This window comes from Hyphomonas johnsonii MHS-2, from assembly GCF_000685275.1.
Lineage (GTDB): Bacteria > Pseudomonadota > Alphaproteobacteria > Caulobacterales > Hyphomonadaceae > Hyphomonas > Hyphomonas johnsonii.
In genome coordinates, this window is the sequence record NZ_ARYK01000001.1 from 307,059 (window position 1) to 327,154 (window position 20,096).

The 20,096-nt window shown below is 63.6% G+C and carries 22 protein-coding genes; 10 read left to right on the forward strand and 12 right to left on the reverse strand.

The features are described from left to right. Nucleotides 1–54: 54 nt before the first annotated feature. The 4 genes from gatC (at nucleotide 55) to HJO_RS18785 (ending at nucleotide 2,783) form a co-directional block, all read left to right on the forward strand. Nucleotides 55–342, forward strand: coding sequence for an Asp-tRNA(Asn)/Glu-tRNA(Gln) amidotransferase subunit GatC (gatC, locus tag HJO_RS01585; protein ID WP_035612891.1), 288 nt, complete (start codon nucleotides 55–57; stop codon nucleotides 340–342). A 116-nt stretch (nucleotides 343–458) separates the two neighbouring features. Further along, entirely contained in the window at nucleotides 459–587 is a 129-nt protein-coding gene (locus HJO_RS18780) for a hypothetical protein (RefSeq protein ID WP_277813145.1), read from the forward strand. Nucleotides 588–790: 203 nt separating this feature from the next. Next, a complete protein-coding gene (locus tag HJO_RS01590) occupies nucleotides 791–2,527 on the forward strand; it encodes an AMP-binding protein (protein WP_156945382.1) in 1,737 nt (578 codons plus the stop codon). 124 nt (nucleotides 2,528–2,651) lie between these two features. Then, the gene (locus HJO_RS18785; RefSeq protein WP_277813146.1) at nucleotides 2,652–2,783 is read left to right on the forward strand and encodes a hypothetical protein; all 132 of its coding nucleotides are present in this window, start codon (nucleotides 2,652–2,654) and stop codon (nucleotides 2,781–2,783) included. A gap of 10 nt (nucleotides 2,784–2,793) precedes the next feature. Here the strand turns inward: HJO_RS18785 and HJO_RS01595 are convergent, their stop codons facing one another. Beyond that, nucleotides 2,794–3,177: an SET domain-containing protein gene (locus HJO_RS01595; RefSeq protein ID WP_035612893.1), complete on the reverse strand. Its 384-nt coding sequence runs from the start codon at nucleotides 3,175–3,177 to the stop codon at nucleotides 2,794–2,796. A gap of 32 nt (nucleotides 3,178–3,209) precedes the next feature. Then, nucleotides 3,210–3,647 (reverse strand): DUF6491 family protein, encoded by a 438-nt coding sequence (locus HJO_RS01600; protein WP_035612896.1) that lies wholly within the window; start codon nucleotides 3,645–3,647, stop codon nucleotides 3,210–3,212. Between the two features lie 167 nt (nucleotides 3,648–3,814). On the opposite strand from HJO_RS01600, the gene gatA reads away from it, so the two are divergent. The 3 genes from gatA to gatB are packed head-to-tail and all read left to right on the forward strand — an operon-like array spanning nucleotide 3,815 to nucleotide 7,311. Then, a complete protein-coding gene (gatA, locus tag HJO_RS01605; protein ID WP_035612905.1) occupies nucleotides 3,815–5,287 on the forward strand; it encodes an Asp-tRNA(Asn)/Glu-tRNA(Gln) amidotransferase subunit GatA in 1,473 nt (490 codons plus the stop codon). A 10-nt stretch (nucleotides 5,288–5,297) separates the two neighbouring features. Then, entirely contained in the window at nucleotides 5,298–5,774 is a 477-nt protein-coding gene (locus HJO_RS01610) for a hypothetical protein (RefSeq protein WP_035612908.1), read from the forward strand. Between the two features lie 25 nt (nucleotides 5,775–5,799). After that, nucleotides 5,800–7,311, forward strand: coding sequence for an Asp-tRNA(Asn)/Glu-tRNA(Gln) amidotransferase subunit GatB (gatB, locus tag HJO_RS01615; RefSeq protein WP_035612910.1), 1,512 nt, complete (start codon nucleotides 5,800–5,802; stop codon nucleotides 7,309–7,311). A gap of 15 nt (nucleotides 7,312–7,326) precedes the next feature. Here gatB and HJO_RS01620 read toward each other — a convergent pair whose 3' ends face one another. From HJO_RS01620 to HJO_RS01650, 7 genes are all read right to left on the reverse strand, one after another. Then, nucleotides 7,327–8,751: a hypothetical protein gene (locus HJO_RS01620; RefSeq protein WP_035612912.1), complete on the reverse strand. Its 1,425-nt coding sequence runs from the start codon at nucleotides 8,749–8,751 to the stop codon at nucleotides 7,327–7,329. Between the two features lie 102 nt (nucleotides 8,752–8,853). Continuing rightward, nucleotides 8,854–9,288 carry an HIT family protein gene (locus HJO_RS01625; RefSeq protein ID WP_035612914.1) on the reverse strand — a complete coding sequence of 145 codons (435 nt, stop codon included), beginning with the start codon at nucleotides 9,286–9,288 and terminating at the stop codon, nucleotides 8,854–8,856. Further along, a complete protein-coding gene (locus HJO_RS01630; RefSeq protein ID WP_035612916.1) occupies nucleotides 9,285–9,842 on the reverse strand; it encodes a hypothetical protein in 558 nt (185 codons plus the stop codon). Before HJO_RS01630 ends, HJO_RS01625 begins: the two co-directional genes overlap by 4 nt. Beyond that, nucleotides 9,839–11,002, reverse strand: a complete 1,164-nt coding sequence (locus HJO_RS01635) for a GNAT family N-acetyltransferase (RefSeq protein WP_035612917.1) — start codon at nucleotides 11,000–11,002, stop codon at nucleotides 9,839–9,841. The genes HJO_RS01630 and HJO_RS01635 overlap by 4 nt, the downstream gene beginning before the upstream one ends. Before the next feature lie 25 nt (nucleotides 11,003–11,027). Next, complete coding sequence (locus tag HJO_RS17445; protein WP_051617962.1) at nucleotides 11,028–11,747, reverse strand: glycerophosphodiester phosphodiesterase family protein; 720 nt, start codon at nucleotides 11,745–11,747, stop codon at nucleotides 11,028–11,030. Nucleotides 11,748–11,752: 5 nt separating this feature from the next. Further along, a complete protein-coding gene (locus HJO_RS01645) occupies nucleotides 11,753–12,214 on the reverse strand; it encodes a RidA family protein (RefSeq protein WP_035614202.1) in 462 nt (153 codons plus the stop codon). A gap of 67 nt (nucleotides 12,215–12,281) precedes the next feature. Further along, complete coding sequence (locus HJO_RS01650) at nucleotides 12,282–13,577, reverse strand: DNA polymerase IV (protein ID WP_241764648.1); 1,296 nt, start codon at nucleotides 13,575–13,577, stop codon at nucleotides 12,282–12,284. A 124-nt stretch (nucleotides 13,578–13,701) separates the two neighbouring features. Here HJO_RS01650 and HJO_RS01655 point away from each other — a divergent pair, with 124 nt between their 5' ends. Genes HJO_RS01655 through HJO_RS01665 form a run of 3 tightly spaced genes read left to right on the forward strand, consistent with a single transcriptional unit; the run spans nucleotide 13,702 to nucleotide 16,745 of the window. Further along, nucleotides 13,702–14,094 (forward strand): response regulator, encoded by a 393-nt coding sequence (locus HJO_RS01655; RefSeq protein ID WP_035612919.1) that lies wholly within the window; start codon nucleotides 13,702–13,704, stop codon nucleotides 14,092–14,094. Beyond that, nucleotides 14,091–15,458, forward strand: a complete 1,368-nt coding sequence (locus HJO_RS01660) for a PleD family two-component system response regulator (RefSeq protein ID WP_035612922.1) — start codon at nucleotides 14,091–14,093, stop codon at nucleotides 15,456–15,458. The genes HJO_RS01655 and HJO_RS01660 overlap by 4 nt, the downstream gene beginning before the upstream one ends. Before the next feature lie 60 nt (nucleotides 15,459–15,518). Next, nucleotides 15,519–16,745 carry an MFS transporter gene (locus HJO_RS01665; protein WP_035612923.1) on the forward strand — a complete coding sequence of 409 codons (1,227 nt, stop codon included), beginning with the start codon at nucleotides 15,519–15,521 and terminating at the stop codon, nucleotides 16,743–16,745. Nucleotides 16,746–16,811: 66 nt separating this feature from the next. On the opposite strand, the gene rpmG is transcribed toward HJO_RS01665, so the two are convergent. From rpmG to rnr, 3 genes are all read right to left on the reverse strand, one after another. Further along, nucleotides 16,812–16,979 (reverse strand): 50S ribosomal protein L33, encoded by a 168-nt coding sequence (gene rpmG / locus HJO_RS01670; protein WP_035612925.1) that lies wholly within the window; start codon nucleotides 16,977–16,979, stop codon nucleotides 16,812–16,814. Nucleotides 16,980–17,065: 86 nt separating this feature from the next. Then, entirely contained in the window at nucleotides 17,066–17,800 is a 735-nt protein-coding gene (locus HJO_RS01675) for an NUDIX hydrolase (protein ID WP_035612927.1), read from the reverse strand. Continuing rightward, complete coding sequence (gene rnr, locus HJO_RS01680; protein ID WP_035612929.1) at nucleotides 17,797–20,079, reverse strand: ribonuclease R; 2,283 nt, start codon at nucleotides 20,077–20,079, stop codon at nucleotides 17,797–17,799. The genes HJO_RS01675 and rnr overlap by 4 nt, the downstream gene beginning before the upstream one ends. Between the last annotated feature and the right edge of the window lie 17 nt (nucleotides 20,080–20,096).

Sequence of the window (20,096 nt, forward strand, 5' to 3'; positions counted from 1 at the left end):
GTTGCCTATCGCGTATTCCGGCCGCATCGAAGCCAAACGACCGGAGCCCGCGCCATGAGTGTTACCAAGGATGATGTCCGCAAGGTTGCCCGCCTGTCGCGGATTGCCGTGCCGGAAGAGCGCCTCGAGGAGATGGCCGGCGAGCTGAACGGCATCCTCGGCTGGATCGACCAGCTGAACGAAGTGGACATTGACGGCGTCGAACCGATGACGTCGGTTGTGGCGACGACCCTGCCGATGCGCGAGGATGTGGTGACGGATGGCAACATCCAGGACCAGGTGCTGGCCAATGCGCCGAGCAGCGCCGACGGGTTCTTCGTCGTGCCGAAAGCCGTCGAATAGGCCTGCCGCGCCTTTCAGGACATCGAACTTAGTTTCTGCCCTGCCTTATTTAAGGCCGAGGCACGCCCCACCTGTAGGAGTGGACCCGTTTCGGGTCCCAGCACAGGAAGACGATCATGGCCAAGGGTCAGAAGAAGACGAACAAGGAAGTCCGAAAGCCGAAGGCGGAGAAGGTGAAGACCAACGCGTCCAACCCCTCCCTGAAGACCGGCGCGATCAAGGGACTTGAGCACCTCAAGCGCTAAAACGTAATCCGCCACGCCTTGCGCCGCTGTTCCCGTCCGGGACCGGCGGCCAGAGGCGTGGCGGCGGCGACCGGGAAACGAAAACCAGTGTTTACAGGAAGATAAGAACCGGATCGGTGAAATTTCACCGATCGGTTTCAGCATAATTCAAAGGCCGTGTGTCAGGTTGGGACGAAACCGATCTGTCTTTGGCTGGAGAAAACATGTCGATCGCTGCGCCTTCCGTGCCCGTTCCTTTCGAGGACCAGCCAGTCCCGCGCTTCTACAACCGGGAAGCGGCCGCGTTCCACACGCACCTCGGAACCTATGTGCCCCGGCGGATCGAAGACCTGATGGAAGCGGCGGCCCGTGACCACGGCAAGAAGCCGTTCCTGTCGACGGCCCTGCCGAACGGTGCCAGCGCGACGCTGACCTTTGCCGCCGTGGAGAAGCATTCGGCCAATCTTGCCCGTTACCTGCGTGACGAACTCGGCCTGGCCAAAGGCGCCGTCGTTGCGATCCAGTCACCGAACTGCATGTCCTATATCGTGGCCATGCTGGGCGTCCTGCGCGCCGGGCTGGTGCTGACCAATATCAACCCGATGTACACCGCCTACGAGACGCGCCGCCAGCTGCGCGATGCCGGGGCGAGCGTGCTGATCACGTCCAGCCTGTTTCCGGATGCCACGGAAGACGCCCTGCTCGGCACCGGGGTGGAGCGTGTCATCACGCTGGCGCTGACGGACTTTTTCGCGCCGGTCAGCAAGGCGGCGATGAATTTCGTGCTGCGCCACGTCAAGAAGATGGGCCGCCCGCTGGCGGTTGCCAACGTGTCGATGGCGGCGGCGCTGAAACGCGGTGCGCGGCATGCGACCCCCGTCGCCGACTATGCGCCGGACCGCACGGCGGACGAGGACGCCATCTACCAGTATTCGGGCGGTACGACCGGCGTGTCCAAGGGCGTGCGCCTGACCGAGGCGGGCCTTGTGACCAATGTCGACCAGTTCGCCAGCCTGTCGCCGCACATGATCGACAAGCCGGGCCAGACCATGTTGCTGGTACTGCCGGTCTATCACGTGTTCGGCCTGTTCGCGTCGATCATCGCGCTGCGCAACGTGGCGCACCTGGTGCTGGTGCCGAGCCCCAAGCCGCTGTCGAACCTGAAGGCGGCGTTCCGGAAATTCCGGCCGGACGTGTTCCCGGGCGTGAGCACGCTGTTTGAAAAGCTGATGGACGAAAAGTGGTTCTACCAGAACCCGCCCCAGCTGACCCTGACGATTTCCGGTGCGATGGCGCTGAGCCCGTCGGTGCGCGCCGACTGGACGGCCCTGACCGGATCAAGCGTCATCGAAGGCTATGGCATGACCGAGACAACGACGCTGATCAGCGTCAATACGCCGGATGCCCGCACACGGGTCGGTTCGGCAGGCATGCCCCTGCCGGGCACGGCCGTGGCGATCCTGCGGGCGGATGGCAGCCTTGCCGCGCCGGACGAGACCGGAGAAATCGCGGTGGCGGGGCCGCAGGTGATGGCCGGCTATCTTGGCCGTCCCGAGACGACGGCGGCGGCCTATCATGCCGGCTGGCTGAAGACCGGCGATATCGGTTATCTCGACGATGACGGCTATGTCTACCTCGTGGATCGCAGCAAGGACATGTTGCTGGTCGGCGGATTCAACGTGTTCCCGAGTGAGGTCGATGCCGTGCTGGCCGACCATCCGGGCATTGCCGAAGCGGCGGTTGCAGGCGTCACGGACGGCGAATCCGGCGACATGATGCATGCTTTTGTGGTGCGCCGGGATCCGGCCCTGACGGCGGCCGAGGTGCAGGCCCACTGCGCCGGGCGCCTGACTGGCTACAAGCGGCCACGCCGGGTGCATTTTGTCGACGAGCTGCCGAAATCGCCGATCGGCAAGGTGCTGCGCCGGGAGTTGCGGGCCCTGGTCGGCGCCCAGACCTGAAACTTCGCAAAGAAGAGTTGATTACTTCACTTCCTGAAGCGCGTTACTCTACACCCTGAACTACCTGGCAGGGCAGGCCGGGCGTACTCCTGGGCGCATCAACCAACCCACAAGGAGATACACAATGACAACCCGGATTTCCAAGCACCGCACCGTTGCCAAGGCTTTCAATGCGCTGGCAACGGCCCTGTTCTACCTGGCGATTACCGTGATGGTTTTCTTCCCGGCCAGCTACACGGCCTACATGATCACCTGAGCCTGAGGGGTCAGATGATCTCGTCAGCGAATTCCTCGTAGTCGATGAGGATTTCGTCGCCGGGCCTGAGGGCCTGGCGGGCTGTCAGCGTCACCGTCTCGGCGGCGGCGTCGACGACAAAGTCGGCATTCGCCTCGGGACTGTGATTGCACATCGAAATCTCGCCGAAAGCGACCGCCGCGCGCGTCGCGCCGGAGGCATCCTCATCGACATAGAAGACGTAATGGTGGAGCAGCGTGGAGCGCACCGTGGCGGTGTCCTCGTGCGAGAGGATCAGCAGCGGATAGGCTGCAATGATGTCGCCGGCCCGGATGGGGGCGGCGGCGAACAGGCCACGACCGTGGAAGGGCGAATTCTTTACCTCGACGGTCGAGGCCTGTGTGGAATGGGGCATGGCGCCTTGTCTAGCACAGCCGCCTTGCGGCGCTATTCCGATTTTTCCGCTTCGGGCGCCGGCTTGGCCCGGGAATCCCATTTGTGCATGGATTTCACCGTACAGCGCTGGACGCCGAGGCCTGACGTGTTGTTGAAGCCCGAAATGGAATCGGATGTGATGATGTGATCGCCCCGGTTCAGGCAGCTCAGGCTCGAATCGACCGCAAGTTGCTCGGCCTGGTCAAGGTTGAAGCAGTTGCCGTAGACCTCGATGAGGTAATCGTCATTTCCCTTGGACAAGACGACAGTGTCGCGGGTGGCATCATGGAAACCGTCAATGGTTGAAGTGAAGCAGATCTTGTTGACCTCTTCGCCGAGTCGGGCGTCTCCGGCGAACTGGGCGACCCCCTTCGGCTTGGCGTCGCCGGGGGCCTGACTGGCGCAGGCGGCAAGGAAAATGGTGGAAAGTGCAATAACGGTGAGGCGCATGACGAATCCCTTTCAGGTGCTGTCCCGGAAAGCGCTAAAAACCGGGCAAAGTATGAGGATTGTGATGATGCGCCGGGTTCCGGGAACTGACAAGCGCGGACACGGAGACTTGAACTTTCCCCTCAAGCCGTCATAGCAGGCGGGCAGATTTCTTCACGGGATTATACATGACCGATTTGACCAAACTCACCCTCGCAGCAGCACTGGATGGCTTGAAGAACAAGCAGTTTTCCGCGCGCGAGATCACGCAGGCCTTCGTGAGCGCCATCGAGGGCGCCCGGGTCCTGAACGCCTTCGTGGTGGAGACGCCGGAGAAGGCGCTGGCCATGGCCGATGCATCTGATGCGAAACTGGCCAAGGGCACGGGCGGCAAGCTGGAAGGCGCGCCGCTGGGCATCAAGGACCTGTATTGCACCAAGGGCGTGCGCACGACGGCGTGCAGCGGCATCCTGGGCGAGTTCACGCCGACCTATGAATCCACCGTCACGCAGAACCTGTGGGACCAGGGCGCAGTCATGCTGGGCAAGCTGAACATGGACGAATTCGCCATGGGCTCGTCGAACGAAACGTCCAAATTCGGCAATGTGATCAACCCGTGGCGTCGGGAAGGCGACAATCAGAGCCTGACACCGGGCGGCTCGTCGGGCGGGTCGGCAGCCTCCGTGGCGGCAGACCTCTGCCTCGCGGCGACGGCATCCGATACCGGCGGCTCGATCCGCCAGCCTGCTGCCTTTACGGGCACTGTGGGCATCAAGCCGACCTATGGCCGGGCCAGCCGTTACGGCATGGTGGCGTTTGCCTCCTCGCTCGACCAGGCCGGCCCGATCGCCAAGACCGTCGAAGACAGCGCCATCCTGCTGGACGTGATGTGCAGCCATGACGCCAAGGATTCCACGTCCCTGGACGTCGAAACGCCTGACTGGCGCGGTGCCGTCACCCAGGGCGTCAAGGGCATGCGCATCGGCATTCCCAAGGAATACCGGATGGACGGCATGTCGGAAGAGATCGACGCGCTGTGGGAACAGGGCATCGCCTGGCTGAAAGCCGCCGGGGCGGAGATCGTCGATATCAGCCTGCCGCACACCAAATACGCGCTGCCAGCCTATTACATCGTGGCGCCGGCGGAAGCCTCGTCCAACCTCGCCCGCTATGACGGCATGCGCTATGGCGCGCGCGTCGAGGGCAACAACCTGACGCAGACCTATGAAGGCACGCGGGCCAGCGGCTTTGGCAAGGAAGTGCAACGGCGCCTGCTGATCGGCACCTATGTGCTGTCCAGCGGCTATTACGACGCCTATTACCTGCGCGCGCAGAAGGTGCGCACCAAGATCCTCAACGATTTTGTCGAGGCCTTTGAAAGCTGTGACGCGGTGCTGACGCCGACCTGCCCGAGCCCCGCCTTTGCCTTTGGCGAGAAGAGCGGCGACCCGGTCGAGATGTATCTCAATGACGTGTTCACGGTGACGGCAAATCTTGCCGGCCTGCCGGGCATTTCGGTGCCAGCCGGCCTGTCGAAGAACGGCCTGCCGCTGGGCCTTCAGGTGATCGGCAAGGCGCTGGACGAGGCGGCTTGTTTCCGCGTTGGCGGCGAACTGGAACGTGCAGCTGGCTTCGTGGCAAAGCCGGGCCGCTGGTGGTAGGCTGGCGCGCATGAAACGCTTTCTCGTTCTTTTCGCTGTCATGCTCGTTATATCGCTGGCCCTGATGTGGGGAATGCTGGCGCAGAACGGGTATGACCTGTTCGCGCCCAGCATGTCGGGCATGTTGCTGGTGGCCTTCCTTGTGGCGGCCTATGTGGCGTTCCGGGTGTCGCGCATCCTGGCGCGGCGGGCACAACGGGCCGAGGATGCGGCATTGCCGGGCGATGCGCCGAAGTCCGGCCTGCTGGCGGGCCTGTTCAATTCCAAGAGTGCCGCGCACCAGGCACGTGAGGCGCGGGTGGCGGCGCGCCGCAAGCAGCTGATCGCCGAAGGCAAGCTGGAAGATGACACGCCCGCCGAGGCCGCCGCAGCGCCAGCGCCCACGTCCGAAGTGCCGACGCGCGTGCCGCAGTCTGCCTCGGTGCAGGAAAAGATGGATGCCCGGCGCGAGCGTTACCGGCGCGCGAAGGAAGCAGGCAAGATATGATCCCGTTTGAACTGGCAGGAACCCGATGACCACACGCACACCCTACGTACTCAAAGGCGAAACCGGCGACTGGGAAGTCGTCATGGGGCTGGAGATCCATGCGCAGGTGGCGTCCAACGCCAAGCTGTTCTCGGGCGCTTCCACGGCGTTCGGTGCCGACCCGAACTGCAATGTCTCGCTGGTCGATGCCGCGATGCCGGGCATGCTGCCTGTGATCAACTGCAAATGCGTGGAACAGGCGGTGCGCACGGGCCTTGGCCTGAAGGCCGAGATCAATCTCTACAGCCGGTTCGACCGCAAGAACTATTTCTATCCCGACCTGCCGCAGGGCTATCAGATCAGCCAGTTCGCCCATCCGATTGTCGGCGAAGGCGAGATTGATGTCGATGTCGAGCCCGCCCATGGCGGCGAGGCCTACAGTTTCCCGTGCCGCATCGAGCGCCTTCACCTGGAGCAGGATGCCGGCAAGTCGATCCACGACATGGACCCGAACTCGACCTATGTGGACCTCAACCGCTCTGGCGTGGCGCTGATGGAAATCGTGTCGAAGCCGGACGTGCGTTCGCCCGCCGAGGCGGCCGCCTATGTCAAGAAGATCCGCGCCATCGTGATTGCCCTCGGCACCTGTGACGGCGACATGGAAAAGGGCAACCTGCGCGCTGACGTGAACGTGTCGGTGTGCCGCCCGGGCCAGTACGAGAAATTCCGCGAGACGGGTGATTTCAGCCATCTCGGCACGCGCTGCGAGCTGAAGAACATGAACTCGTTCCGCTTCATCCAGCAGGCGATCGAATACGAGGCGCGCCGCCAGATCGAGATCATCGAGGGCGGCGGGACGGTGGACCAGGAGACACGCCTGTTCGACGCGGACAAGGGCGAGACCCGTTCGATGCGGTCGAAGGAAGACGCGCACGATTACCGTTATTTCCCCGACCCTGACCTGTTGCCGCTGGAAATCGAGCAGGCCTGGATCGACGAGATCAAGGCGAGCCTGCCGGAGCTGCCAGACCAGAAACGCGCGCGGTTTGAATCCGAGTACGGCATTTCGCACTATGATGCGGGCGTGCTGATCGCGGACGCGGAGAAGGCCGAGTATTTCGAGGCCGTGGCCAAGGGCCGCGACGCGAAACTGGCGGCCAACTGGGTGACGCAGGAACTGTTCGGCTATCTCAACAAGGAAGGCCTGGAGCTGGCTGACAGCCCTGTTTCAGCCGAAGCGCTGGGCGGCCTGATCGCGCTGATCAGTGACGAGACGATCAGTGGCAAGATCGCCAAGGACGTGTTCGCGCGCATGATTGCGGGCGAGGGCGAGGCAGCCGCGATTGTCGAGAAGCACGGCCTGAAACAGGTGACCGATACCGGCGCGATCGAGAAGGTGGTCGACGAGATCATCGCGGCCAATCCGGAACAGGTCGAACGTGTGAAAGAGAAGCCCCAGACGCTTGGTTGGTTCGTCGGACAGGTGATGAAGGCTTCGGGCGGCAAGGCCAACCCGAAAGCCGTCAACGAGATCCTGAAGGCGAAACTGGGAGTATAGGGCCGCCAGCGTTGCCTAGTTGGTGAAGCAGACCTTGTTTGCGAGGCCCCCCTGCGTTTCGCCGGTAATGTAGCACCGCGTGGTCGGTGCCTTGTAGGGCTCGTTGATCGCGCTTGGCCTGTCGGCATAATCCTGCAGGCGCTGGTTGATCTCGTCCCACTCACTCGGCTTGGGTGGCAGTGACGCCTCAAGCTGCTCTTTCTCGTAACGCGCCCTGGCTGCGTGGAAAATGCCGACAGGGGTCTCGTTGCACATGGTCTGGGCCCATTTGTCAGGCGTCTGCGTCAACAGGCGGTAATATTCCGCTTCACCAGTGGTCTGCGGACTGCGCTTGCCGAACTGCACATCGCCCCAGGCATATCCCCAGAGGATGGAACACCCCTCCTGCACGGCAATGCGCTCCTCATTCGGTGCAGCCTTGTCCAATTGCGACCTGACGCGCCGTGCCCAGACAGATTGCGTGATTTCATGCGGGTGAACGCGCTTGCGCGATGCGAAAGGGTCTTCCACCGTCTCAAAAGTGTCGAGCGGCTGTTCCAGGGCCCATTGCTGGACAGCGTCCGGGATGGCGGGTTCGGGATAGCCGTCTGCCACCTTCGCGCCATAGTCGACCGCCCATTCATAGGCGCCCTCCGGCAGCGGCCGGGTTGCGGCGTGCTCGTGCGATATGGTGCGGTAAACGAGGCTGTAGGTGATGTCGAAGGCATCGAGGCCTGCGACCCGCTGGGCGATTGTTCGATTGTCATAGGCGACCTGCTGTTGCTTCCTGTGTTCGAGGAAGGCGTTGATCGCCGGCAGGCCTGCCTTCGGCACGACCCGGCATGCCTTGCCGGGAGACGAGACGCCCGGCTTGGTCATGTATTCGAACAGAGCGATGCCCCAACCGTCATGGGCTGCCAGTTCGCGCGACAGGTTTTCGGAACCGTAAGTAATCCGTGTGGCGAGCTGCATGCACGCGTCCATGTCGAATTCGCCGCTTGCAAGGCCCAGCTGGTCAAGCGTTGGCAGCGCGGGCGCATCACCGAAACAGGTGCCGAGACTCTTCATCGCATATGCGATTGCTTCAGGTGGCGGGCTTTCCTGGAACAGGTTCTTCAGGGGCTTCTTGTCGAAACCATCGGTGCGGTTCTTGGCGAGCGCCTTGCGGATCGAACCGTTCGGCTTGAAACCGCATTTGCCTTTGGATTTGCCTTCAAAGCATTCGGCAAACCTGTCTTGCTGGTTCACCCAGTTCGGAAACTGCCTGACTTCGCTGAAGCCATAGGCATACCAGTACCAGATGAACAATGGATGCGAATAGTCGTCCAGGAGGCGACCATATATCGGCGCCTCCGACCACATCATGCATGTGGGGCTGTCGAGGGAAGACCTGTCTTGTGCGTCGGCCGTTCCAAAGACGACGAGTGACGCGAACAGAAGTGTAACGAGCCGACTGAACATGAATGCGAATCTCCAAATGCAGGCATTCAGGTTATTCGGAATCTCGCGATTTCCTATCCGCTTTTGGAGAATGAATTGCGATAAATTGAGCGGCCATATCCCTTACAGCTTGGCGCGAATCTTCGCGGCCAGTTCCTCCAGCTCTCCCATGTCTGCCATGCCGGCGGTGCCGTGGCGGACGAGGGGGACGTTTTCCCAGCGGGGAAGCACGTGGAAGTGCAGGTGGTAGACGGTCTGCCCGGCCGGGGCACCGTTGAACTGGCTGATGATCAGGCCATCGGGCTTGAAGGCGGCCTCGACCGCCGTCGCCACTTTCTGGACGATGAGCATGTAGGCGCCGAGCTTTTCCGGCGGCATGTCGAGGAAATTGCGGGCCGTGACATGCTTCGGCACGACCAGCGTGTGGCCCTTGCTTTGCGGGAAGACATCCATGAAGGCGAGTGACGTGTCGTCCTCGTAGACTTTCACGGCGGGCATCTCGTCGCGCAGGATCTTGGCGAAGACATTGTCGGGATCATAGGGGGCGTGAAGGGTCATGAAGGATCGTTTCTTTCATTTGCAGGCCGCTTTTCGGCGCGCCGGATTTCAAAGATCTCGTTCCATGTTATCAGCACCAACGCCAAAAGGAACAGCAAGCCCTTGAGGTTTGGCGGCTCGGCGATTGTCAGCCCGAAATCAAAGAAGGGGACAACGTCAACTTCCGGCATCGTCACCCATTTCGGGGGGATGATCTTGTCGATCAGCCAGAACACGGCGATGCCGAACAGGTTGAACACACCGACAAAGATCGCAAGCCCGGTCCATACGCGCCAGTAACGGTGATGGATTGGGTCCGTCGCCTGCCCGGTGACTTCGATCAGACGCTCTTCGGCTGTCTGGACCATTTCGTTGAGGTGCGCCCGGGCGGGTTCCAGCTGCATCGCGGGAAGACGCACCTGAATGCCGCCAAGCGCCGGCACAAGGTACCATTCGAGTATCGCGTGATTGAGATTATCGATGGTGGCGTCGAAGCCGGCGTCCTGCAGTGCAGAGCAGACGACGAGCGCTTCCTCGACACGGCTGTAACTGCGCAGGACGACGGATGGACTCATCCGTCCTTCTTAAACGGTGCTCTACCTGCGAGATAGTCCATATCGGATTCAACTGCTTCACGTTCGCGGGTGAGATAGTCGGCGACGGCGTCGCGCAGGCCCGGATGGGCGATCCAGTGGGCAGAGCGGGTGAGCATGGGGACATAGCCGCGGGCCAGCTTGTGGCCGCCCTGGGCGCCCGCCTCGACATATTTCAGGCCGTGCTCGATGGCGAAGTCGATGGCCTGGTAATAGCAGGTCTCGAAGTGCAGCATGGAACGGTGGTCGCTGCAGCCCCAGTAGCGGCCATAGAGCGTGTCCGAGCCGATCAGGTTCATGGCCCCGGCGATCGGCTCGCCATCTTCCATGGCGAAGACGAAGAGTAGGTCGCCCGCCATGCGTTCGCGCAGCAGGGAGAAGCTCTCGCGGGTGAGATAGGGCGAACCCCATTTGCGGCTGCCGGTGTCGATGTAGAAATGGAAGAACCGGTCGAGATGGTCTTCGGTGATCGCGTCGCCGGTGAGGTGGACGAAGGTAAGGCCTTCCTGCGCTTTCGCCCGCTCCTTGCGCAGGTTCTTGCGCTTGGCCGAGGACAGCGCCGCGAGGAAGTCGTCGAAGCCGGCATAGCCATCGTTTTCCCAGCGGAACTGCTGGTCGGTGCGCGCGAGCAGGCCGGTATTGGCGAGCAGGTCGGCGTCCTCGGCATCGACGAAATTGATGTGCAGTGACGAGACCTTGTTTTCCTCGGCGAGCTGGATGGCGCCAGCGAGGAGGGCGGCTTTCAGTTGCGGCGCGTCAGGGCCGGGCGGCACGAGGCGGCGGCGGCCGGTGACGGGGGTGAACGGCACGGCGGCGAGGAGCTTGGGGTAATACGCCCCGCCTGCGCGTTCAAAGGCGTCGGCCCAGCTGTGGTCGAACACGAATTCGCCGCGCGAATGCATCTTGGCGTAGAGCGGCATGGCGGCGCGCAATGTGCCGCTCTCGCCGCGGATCAGCAGGTGGCGCGGGATCCAGCCGGTGTTCGGCGTGGCGGCACCGGAGCTTTCCATCGCTTCGAGGAATTCCCAGCTGAGGAAGGGATCGTAGCGCTCGCCGGGCGGGTTGGCGACGGCGTTCCATTCCTGCGGGGATACCTCGGCCAGGGCCGGGACGATGGTGATCTTGAGCGCAGTGTCGTCCATGCCCTTCAATCTAGGGCGCGTGGCATCATGATGCCAGTGGAACGGGCATGTGTTCGAAAATGACGGCGCCGTTCAGCAGGCGCACGCGCTTCAGTTCGACCGGGTTGCGCACGGTCCAGGCAACGAAGGCAATGTCGCGCCCGGCCAGCGTGACGGCGGCGCGTTCCACATCGGCGACGTTGATGCCGAGGAAATCGACATTGCGCTCGACGGCGCGGGCGAGCGTGGCGTCAAAATCGGAAATGCTCGTGCGCTTGACCGGATAGACCAGCTGGCCGCGCATGATCGCTTGCGGCACGGCGTCGACGGCCTCTTCGTTGAAGCTCATTGCGGCGGCCGGGCCGATATGCGTCATCAGGCGTTCGCAGACACTGCGGGCAAACGCGGCCGGATCGGTGACGCCGTCGATCTTCATCTCGGTAAGCAGCGGCAGCGAATTCGGCCAGATGTCGAGCAGGGCATCTAGCGTCGGGATCGGCTGGTCGCTTCCGGCGAGGCGAAAGGAATGCAGGTCTTCCGTGTCCTGCTGCTCGAACTGGGCGTCGACGCCGGTCATCCGCAGCAGGTTCTTGTCGTGGAAGACCATCACCTCGCCGTACTTGGACGGCCGCACGTCATATTCGATACCGAGGCCGGCTTCGGCCGCTGCGCGGAAAGCGGCGAGGGAGTTTTCCGGCGGGCCTTCCGGCGACCAGAGGCCGCGATGGGCGTAGGAAAAGGTGGTCAGGTCAAAATGCCGGGCCATGCGCTTCAGTCCGCGATTTCGAAGATGCCGTCGACTTCCACGGCAACGCCGAGCGGCAGCACCGGACAGGCGACAGCAGACCGTGCATGGCGTCCGGCATCGCCGAACACTTCGACCATCAGGTCCGAACAGCCATTGATGACCTGCGGGATGTCGGTGAAATGCGGCGCGGCATTGACGAAGCCGCCAAGCTTCACGACGCGCCGGACGCGCGACAGGTCGCCGACGGCAGCCTTGCACTGGGCGATCAGGTTGATGCCGCACTGGCGCGCTGCGTGCTGGCCGGCCGAGAGTTCCATGTCATCGCCGAGGCGGCCAGTGATGCGGCCGGTCGGGGTGGCGCTGACCTGGCCCGACACGAACAGCAGGTTGCCGGTGATCACATAGGGAACATAGGTGGCGACCGGCTTCATCGGTGCAGGCAGTTCGATGCCGAGGGCATCGAGGCGGGCTTCAGGTGTAGGCATGGGATGGGGCTCCGGTTCGCGGCCAAACAGAAGCCCACACATGCCGCAGGTCGCGGGTCCGGGCAAGTCAGCCCGTTTCGCCCTTTTCCCGGGCGATGCGTGCGGCGCGCCCGGTGACGACGGCGTCCTTGCCGAACTTTGCGCGGGCGAGGTCGGATGCGCGCTCGGCGGCGGCACGCTTGGCAATGCTGGGGTCGAGCAGGTCGGTGGAATCGGCGCGGTGATCATCAAGGCCCGAGAGGCCGACGCCGATCAGTCGGAATCGCTCGCGCCCATTGGCCTCGCGGGCGAGCAGGGGCCGGGCGGCACGAAAGATCTCCTGCGCCAGCTGGGTTGGTCCTGACAGCGAGATGCGGCGCGTGAGCGTGCGGAAATTGCCGGTTTTCAGTTTCAGCGTGACGACGGCGCCAACCACGCCGGCCGCCTTGGCCCGGTCGGCGGTTTTCACGCACAGGCTCCAGAGATGGTCTTCCAGGGCGGCGAGCGCCGACAGGTCTTCGCGGAACGTGGTTTCGCTGGAGACGGACTTGCGTTCCTCGTCATTGCGCACCGGGCGGGTGTCGATGCCGTGCGCGCGCTGTTTCAGCCACATGCCGGTTTCGCCATAGCGGGCGATCAGGTGCTTCATGTCGGCCTGCTGGATGTCGGCGACAGTGTCGAACCCGTCGGCGGCCAGTTTCTGGGCGAATTTCGGGCCGACGCCGTGCAGGAAGTCGATTGGCCGGGGGCCGAGCATGGCTTCGGCCTCGCCGGGCGAGATGACGGCGAACCCGCGCGGCTTGTCGAGCTCGCTGGCCGTCTTGGCGAGGAACTTGTTGGCCGACAGGCCGATCGAGACCGTGATGCCGACATCGCGCTCGATCTCGCGGGCCAGCCGGGCGAGGCTGACGGCCGGCGGCGCGTGGTGGACGGTCTCGGTGCCGGTGAGGTCCATGTAGGCCTCGTCGATCGACACCGGCTGGACCAGCGGCGTCAGGGCTTCCATCTTTTCGCGGATGCGGGCGGCCGCTTCGGTGTACTTGGGGAAGTTGGATCCGATCACGACCGCATCCGGGCACAGCTTCAGGGCCTGGAACATCGGCATGGCCGAGCGTACGCCGTACAGCCGTGCGATGTAGCAGCAGGTCGACACGACGCCGCGCTGGCCGCCGCCGACGATGACGGGCTTGTCGCGCAGGCCCGGATCGTCCCGCTTCTCGATGGCGGCAAAGAAGGCGTCGCAATCGAGATGCGCGATACTCAGGGTGGTGAGCGAATCATGCGATAGGACCCTGCCTCCGCCACAGTTCGGGCAGGTGGTGAGTGCATCCCGCTCAAGATGCAGGCAGTCGCGACAAAGGGAATGCATGGCAAGGATGTTCATGCCATGTTCCGGCTTTCCGGGCAATCGGGCATGCGGCAGGGTGTAAAGTGGTGTTAAGCATTTAAGGTATAGCTGGACGGTGGCGGTCACCATCTGACCGAATCGCTAACAGTTACGGGGAATCATGACCAAGGCGCGGACCAGAAAAGTGCTGGTTGTTGAGGACAATGAACTCAACATGCGTCTCTTCTGTGACCTGTTGGATGCCTATGGATTCGGCACCTACCAGTGCCGCGACGGCGCCAAGGCTGTCGAGATTGCCCGCAAGGAGCTGCCTGACCTGATCATCATGGACATCCAGCTGCCCGAAGTGTCAGGGCTGGATATCACCCGCTGGCTGAAGGACGACGACAAGGTTGCCCATATCCCGGTGCTGGCCGTGACGGCATTCGCCATGCGCGCCGACGAGCAGCGCGTTCGCGAAGCCGGGTGCGAGGGCTATCTCTCCAAGCCGATCCAGATCATGACATTCATTAAGGCCGTCGAGGCCCTGATGCCGAAGGAGCCTGCAGCATGAGTGCGCGGGTCCTGGTCGTTGACGATATCGAAGCCAACCGCCGCCTCCTGCAGGCGAAGCTGGAAGCGCAGTATTTCACCGTGCTGCAGGCCGAAAACGGCCAGCATGCGCTGGACGTTGCCGAACAGGAACTGCCCGAAATCATCCTGCTCGACGTGATGATGCCCGGAATGGACGGCTACGAGGTGTGCCGCCGCCTGAAGGCCAATCGCCTGACGGCGCATATCCCGGTCGTCATGGTGACGGCGCTCAGCGATTCCGAGGACCGGGTGCGCGGGCTGGAAGTCGGCGCCGAGGATTTCCTGACCAAGCCTGTCGATGATTTCGCGCTGATGTCGCGCATGGGCGCCCTGATGCGCTACAACGCCGTCGCGTCGGAATTGCGCCAGCGCCAGGCAAGCGGCCTGAAGGCCGGCGCGATGGACGAAACCCAGGATGAAGAACTGCATCGCCCGGCGCGTGTCTTCATCATCGACGACAATCCCCGCACCTCGGCCCGCATGGCCACGATGCTGCGCAATGACGGCCACACTGCCACGACGCTGCTCGAGGCGGGCGACATGAGCAACCTGGCGACCATGGGCGTCGACATCATGATCCTGTCGATCTCGGCCAAGGCATTCGATCCGCTCAGGCTGTGCGCGCATTTCAAGATGACGGAAGCGACACGGGCGGTTTCGATCATCCTGGTCTGCGACCCGTCAGATCGCGCGCGGGCCGGCAAGGGCCTCGATATCGGTGCCAGTGACGTGATCTTCTCGCCCGTCGACCGTCAGGAACTGCTGGCGCGTGTGCGGACCCAGACGCGCCGGTCGCGGTATATCGAATTGCTGCGCCATCGCGTCGACCGGGGCCTCGAACTGTCGGTGATCGACCAGCTGACCGGCCTGTACAATCGTCGCTACATGATGAGCCAGATGCAGCAGCTGATGCAGCGCGCGGTGATGGGTGGCAAGCCGGTATCGATCGTCATGTGCGACATCGACTATTTCAAGTCGGTCAACGACACCTATGGGCACGATGCGGGCGACGAGGTGCTGCAGGAAGTTGCCGGCCGCCTGCGCGAGAATGTGCGCCCGATGGACGTTGTCTGCCGGCCGGGCGGCGAGGAATTCATGGTCATCATGCCGGACACGCCGGGCGACCTTGCCTGTGCGGCAGCCGAACGTATCCGCAGGGCAGTGGCGAGCCAGCCGTTCATGGTCAGCGGCGGCAAGCGGGAGATCACGATCACGCTCAGCGCCGGAGTCGCGACGATCCGCGGGCCGGACGACACGATCGCCGATATCACGAAGCGCGCGGACACGGCGCTGTACCAGGCCAAGATGGGCGGGCGCAACCGCGTCGAAAGCGTCGCCGCCTGATTGACTTTGCAGGCCGTGAAGCCCACTTCCGGGCTTCGGATCGGCTGCAGGGACCCGGACATGAATGACCGCTTTGCCGCGTTCCGGCATTCTTCCTACAGCCGTTATTTCACCTCCCGCTTCTTCACGGCCTTTGCGGCGCAAATCGTGTCTGTTGCCGTCGCCTGGCAGATCTATGACCAGACGCAGAATGCCATCTATCTTGGCTGGATCGGGCTGGTGCAGTTCCTGCCGGCGCTGTTGCTGGTTTTCGTGACCGGGCTGGCATCGGACACGTTTGGCCGGCGCGTGGTCATGGGCATTTCGATTATCGTCGAGATGTCGTGTGCGGCAGCGCTCCTGTTCCTGGCGGCCACCAACCAGTTCCACCCGATCTGGGTGCTTGCCATCCTGACCGTGTTCGGCGTGGCGCGGGCCTTCCTGGCGCCGGCCGCATCCAGCCTGGCGGTGAATGTCGTGCCGCGCGACGACTTCCCAAACGCGGTCGGGTGGAACGCGTCAGCCTGGCAGATGGCGTCGATCATCGGGCCGGTCGTGGGCAGCCTGCTCTACGGCATTGCGCATGTGGCGGCCTATGGCACGGCGGTGGTGATGTTCGCCGTCGCGGCGGTGCTGATCTTTTCCATCCCCAAACCGCCACAGAAGGCGGGCAGCGAGCCGAAGACGCTGGGCATGGTGCTTGGCGGGTTCACCTATGTCTGGAAGCAGAAGATCGTCCTGGGGGCCATCTCGCTGGACCTGTTCGCGGTGCTGCTGGGCGGGGCCGTGGCCCTGATGCCGGTCTATGCACGCGACATCCTGCAAGTGGGCGAGACGGGCCTCGGCCTGCTGCGCGCCGCGCCGGGCATCGGTGCGCTGATCGTGACCGGGCTGATCACGTCCTTCCCGATCCGCGACCATGCCGGCATCATCATGCTGGTCTGCGTGGCCCTGTTCGGCCTGTCGACGGCGCTGTTCGGCTATTCGACCGTCGCCTGGCTGTCGATCCTGGCGCTGGTGCTGGTCGGCGCGTTCGACATGGTGTCGGTGTATATCCGGGAGATCCTGCTGCAGCTGTGGACGCCGGACCACGTGCGGGGCCGGGTGAACGCCGTCAATTCGATCTTCCTGGGGGCGTCGAACGAGCTGGGCGAGGCGCGGGCCGGGTTCATGGCCGCCAAATGGGGCGCGGTGTTCACCGTTGTGGCCGGTGGTTACGCGGCCGCAGGCATCGCTGTGGCCTGGTCTGTCCTGTTCCCGGGCATCCGCAAGGCGCGCAACCTGCACGAAGGCAACCCGAACCATTGAGCCCGGACATGCAAAAAGCCCGCTCTTGCGAACGGGCTTTTTCAAAACTTGCAGAAAAACAGGATCTTACTTGATCTTGCCTTCCTTGAATTCGACATGCTTCTTGACGATCGGGTCGTACTTTTTCAGCACGAGCTTTTCCGTCTTGGTGCGCGGGTTCTTCTTGGTGACATAGAAGAAGCCGGTGTCGGCCGTCGAATTGAGGCGAATTTTGATAGTGGCTGGTTTGGCCATGGGATTGGCTCGCTTGTGCTAGCGTCTGAAACTGGAAAGCGGCTTAATGACGGGGCGCGGGGGTGAAGTCAAGCAGTGTTCCTGCTCTAAAGCCGGTCCAGCGAGTGCCCGTTGCGTGTCCAGCGCAGGAAGGGCGGGCCGTGAGGCGTCCCGGGCCTGGCCAGCCGTTCGCCGATTTCGCCCAGCATGAACCGGGTGACGGAGGGCAGGTCGAGGTCGAGCGAGTCGGTCAGCGTCACCCATTGCAGGTCTGACAGTTCGGCGCCATCGACGGGCGGGCGCTCGTCGATCAGCGCGTCCTGGGCGTCGGCCATGAAGAATCGGGCGTCGAACCGTTTCGGGCGGAAGGGCGGCGTGACGGCGCGGCCGATGAACTGGAAGGCCCTGAGACTGGGCATGACGCCCTCGCTGTAATAGCGGTCCCAGCCGGCGGGCGGCTTGCCTTTGGCCTGGCCGGGGCGGCCGACAATCAGGCCGGTTTCCTCGAAGGTTTCGCGGATCGCGGTCAGGGCGAAGGCGTGAGGGGCGCGGCGGGTGCCGATGGCGAGCTTGGTGGCGACGGGGTCCGACAGGGGGGTCAGCGTGGGTGCGCGGGCATCCTGCGGGTCAACCCTGCCGCCCGGAAAGACGTATTTTTCCGGCATGAAGCTGTGGCGGCCCGAGCGCTTGCCGAGCAGGACGCGAGGCTCCGGGCCGTCGCGGCGGACGAGGATCAGCGTGGCAGCATCCTTGGGGCGCGGGCTGGGTTCGCCGGTAAGGACGACGTCGCCATCGTCCTCGGTATCAAAGGCTGATTTCAAACCCGGCAGGTGCTTGTTCATCTCCGCGGACCCTTTGCCTTGCCCTTGCGCTTGTGCTTGGGAAGCGTCTTCTTGTTGAACCTTGGCGCGCCGGACCGCGGCGGTCCACCCTTACGGCGGGGCACGTTGCCGATATCCATGTTGCGCCGCTGTTCCTTGCGGCCTTCCGGGGCAGGCAGCGGATCGGACAGCATTTCGAGCAGGAGGCCGCCCTGCAGGGGCGTGACCTCTTTCAGTTTCACGCGGACGATCTGGCCGAGGGTATAGGTCTTGCCGCTGCCGCGGGCGTAGAGCGCCATGGCGGCCTCGTCCTGGACCCAATAGTCGTTCGAGATCGAGGAAATCGGAATGAACCCGTCTGCGCCGCTTTCGGCGAGCGCGACGAACAGGCCGGAACCGGTGACCCCGGTGATGCGCCCGTCGAATTCGGCCCCGACGCGATCCTTCAGGAAGATGGCGAGGTAACGGTCAGTCGCCTCACGCTCTGCAGCCATCGAGCGGCGCTCGGTGTCGGAGATGTGCTGGGCGGTCTGTTCGAGCTGTGACGCGGCTTCCTTGCTGAGGCCGTCGGGACCAAGCTTGAGCGCCGAGATCAGGGCCCGGTGGACGATCGTGTCGGCATAGCGCCGGATCGGCGAGGTGAAGTGGGCATAGCGCACGAGGTTCAGGCCGAAATGGCCGAGGTTCTCCTCGCTGTAGATGGCCTGGGCCTGTGTGCGCAGGATCATCTGCGTGACCATCTGGTCATAGTCGCCGCCACCCGTCTCGGCGAGGAGGTGGTTGAACTTGTGGGTCTGGGGCCGTTCGCCGATGTGCCATTTGAGGTCGATGGTCTGCAGGAATTCCGCAAAGGCGGCGATCTTGGCGTCGGACGGTGTGTCGTGGACGCGGTAGATCAGCGGGCTTTTCTGGCGTTCCAGCGTCTCGGCAGCGGCGACGTTGGCCTGGATCATCATCTCTTCGATCAGGCGGTGCGCTTCGAGGCGCTGCTTGGTGTAGATGCCTTCGACTTCGCCGGCCTCGTTGAACCGGATGCGGCGCTCGGGCAGGTCGAGGTCGAGCGGGCCACGCTTGTCGCGCGCCTTGGCGAGGGCGGCATAGGCGCCCCAGAGCGGCTTCAGCACGGTTTCGAGCATCTCGCCGGCCTTGCCACCCGGCTTGCCGTCAATCGCGGCCTGGGCCTCCTCGTAGGACAGCTTGCCAGCCGATTTCATCATGCCGCGAATGAAGCGGTGCGAGCGCTTGTTGCCATCCGTGCCGAAGATCATCTCGACAGCCAGCGTGCGGCGCAGTTCGCCTTCCTTCAGCGAGCATTCGTCGGCTGACAGCTCGAATGGCAGCATCGGCACGACGCGGTCGGGGAAATAGGTCGAGTTGCCGCGCTTGTAGGCTTCCTTGTCGAGGGGCGAGCCCTCGGTGACATAGGCGGCGACATCGGCGATGGCGACGATCACGCGCCAGCCATCGTCAAGCTTTTCGGCGAAGACGGCGTCATCATGGTCGCGGGCATCGGCGGGGTCGATGGTGATCAGCGGGACCTGTGTCAGGTCTTCGCGCTCGGCGGCGGCCGGGACGGCCGTGCGGGCCTGTTCCAGCGCGGCTTCGGGGAATTCGGTGGGAATGTCATGGGCGTGGATGGCCAGCAGGCTGGCCGAACGCGGATCGGAGATATGGCCGATGATCTCGGTGATCTCGCCAAGTGCGGGGCCGTACTGGCGCCGGCCCTGGGGCTTTGGTTCCGCGATCACGAGGTCGCCGTCCTTGGCACCATTGCGGTCGGCTTCCTGGATCAGGAATTCGCGCCGGTCCTTGCGAGATGCGGGGGCAACCTTGCCGCCGTTGGGGGCGGCGGAATAGAGGCCGATCAGGCGGTCTGACAGGCGTTTCTCGAAAATGGTGATCGACCGGGCGCGCCATTCGCCGTCGCGCTCGGATATCTTGCACAGGGCGCGGTCGCCGACGCCGGGGGCCTTGGCCTTGGGCTTGCCGGAGGGGCCGGCATAGACGATGTCGGGGCCGAACGGCCCATTGTCGCCGACCGACTTGCCGATCAGGTCGCCGTTCTTGTCGATGCGCTGGAATTCGACCACGCCGGTGGGCGGCGGCCGGTCGGCCTGGGCCCAGGCCCGCTTGCCGGTGCGCTGGAGGACGCCTTCGGATTCAAGGTCCTTGAGGATGGCGCGCAGCACATTGCGTTCCTCGCCCTTGACCCGGAGGCCCTTGGCGATGGCTTGTTTCGTGGTGGCGGTGGGGTTGTCCCGTATGTAATCGAGGACAGTTTGCTTATCTGGAAAAGTCATATTCCGGCATATAAGGG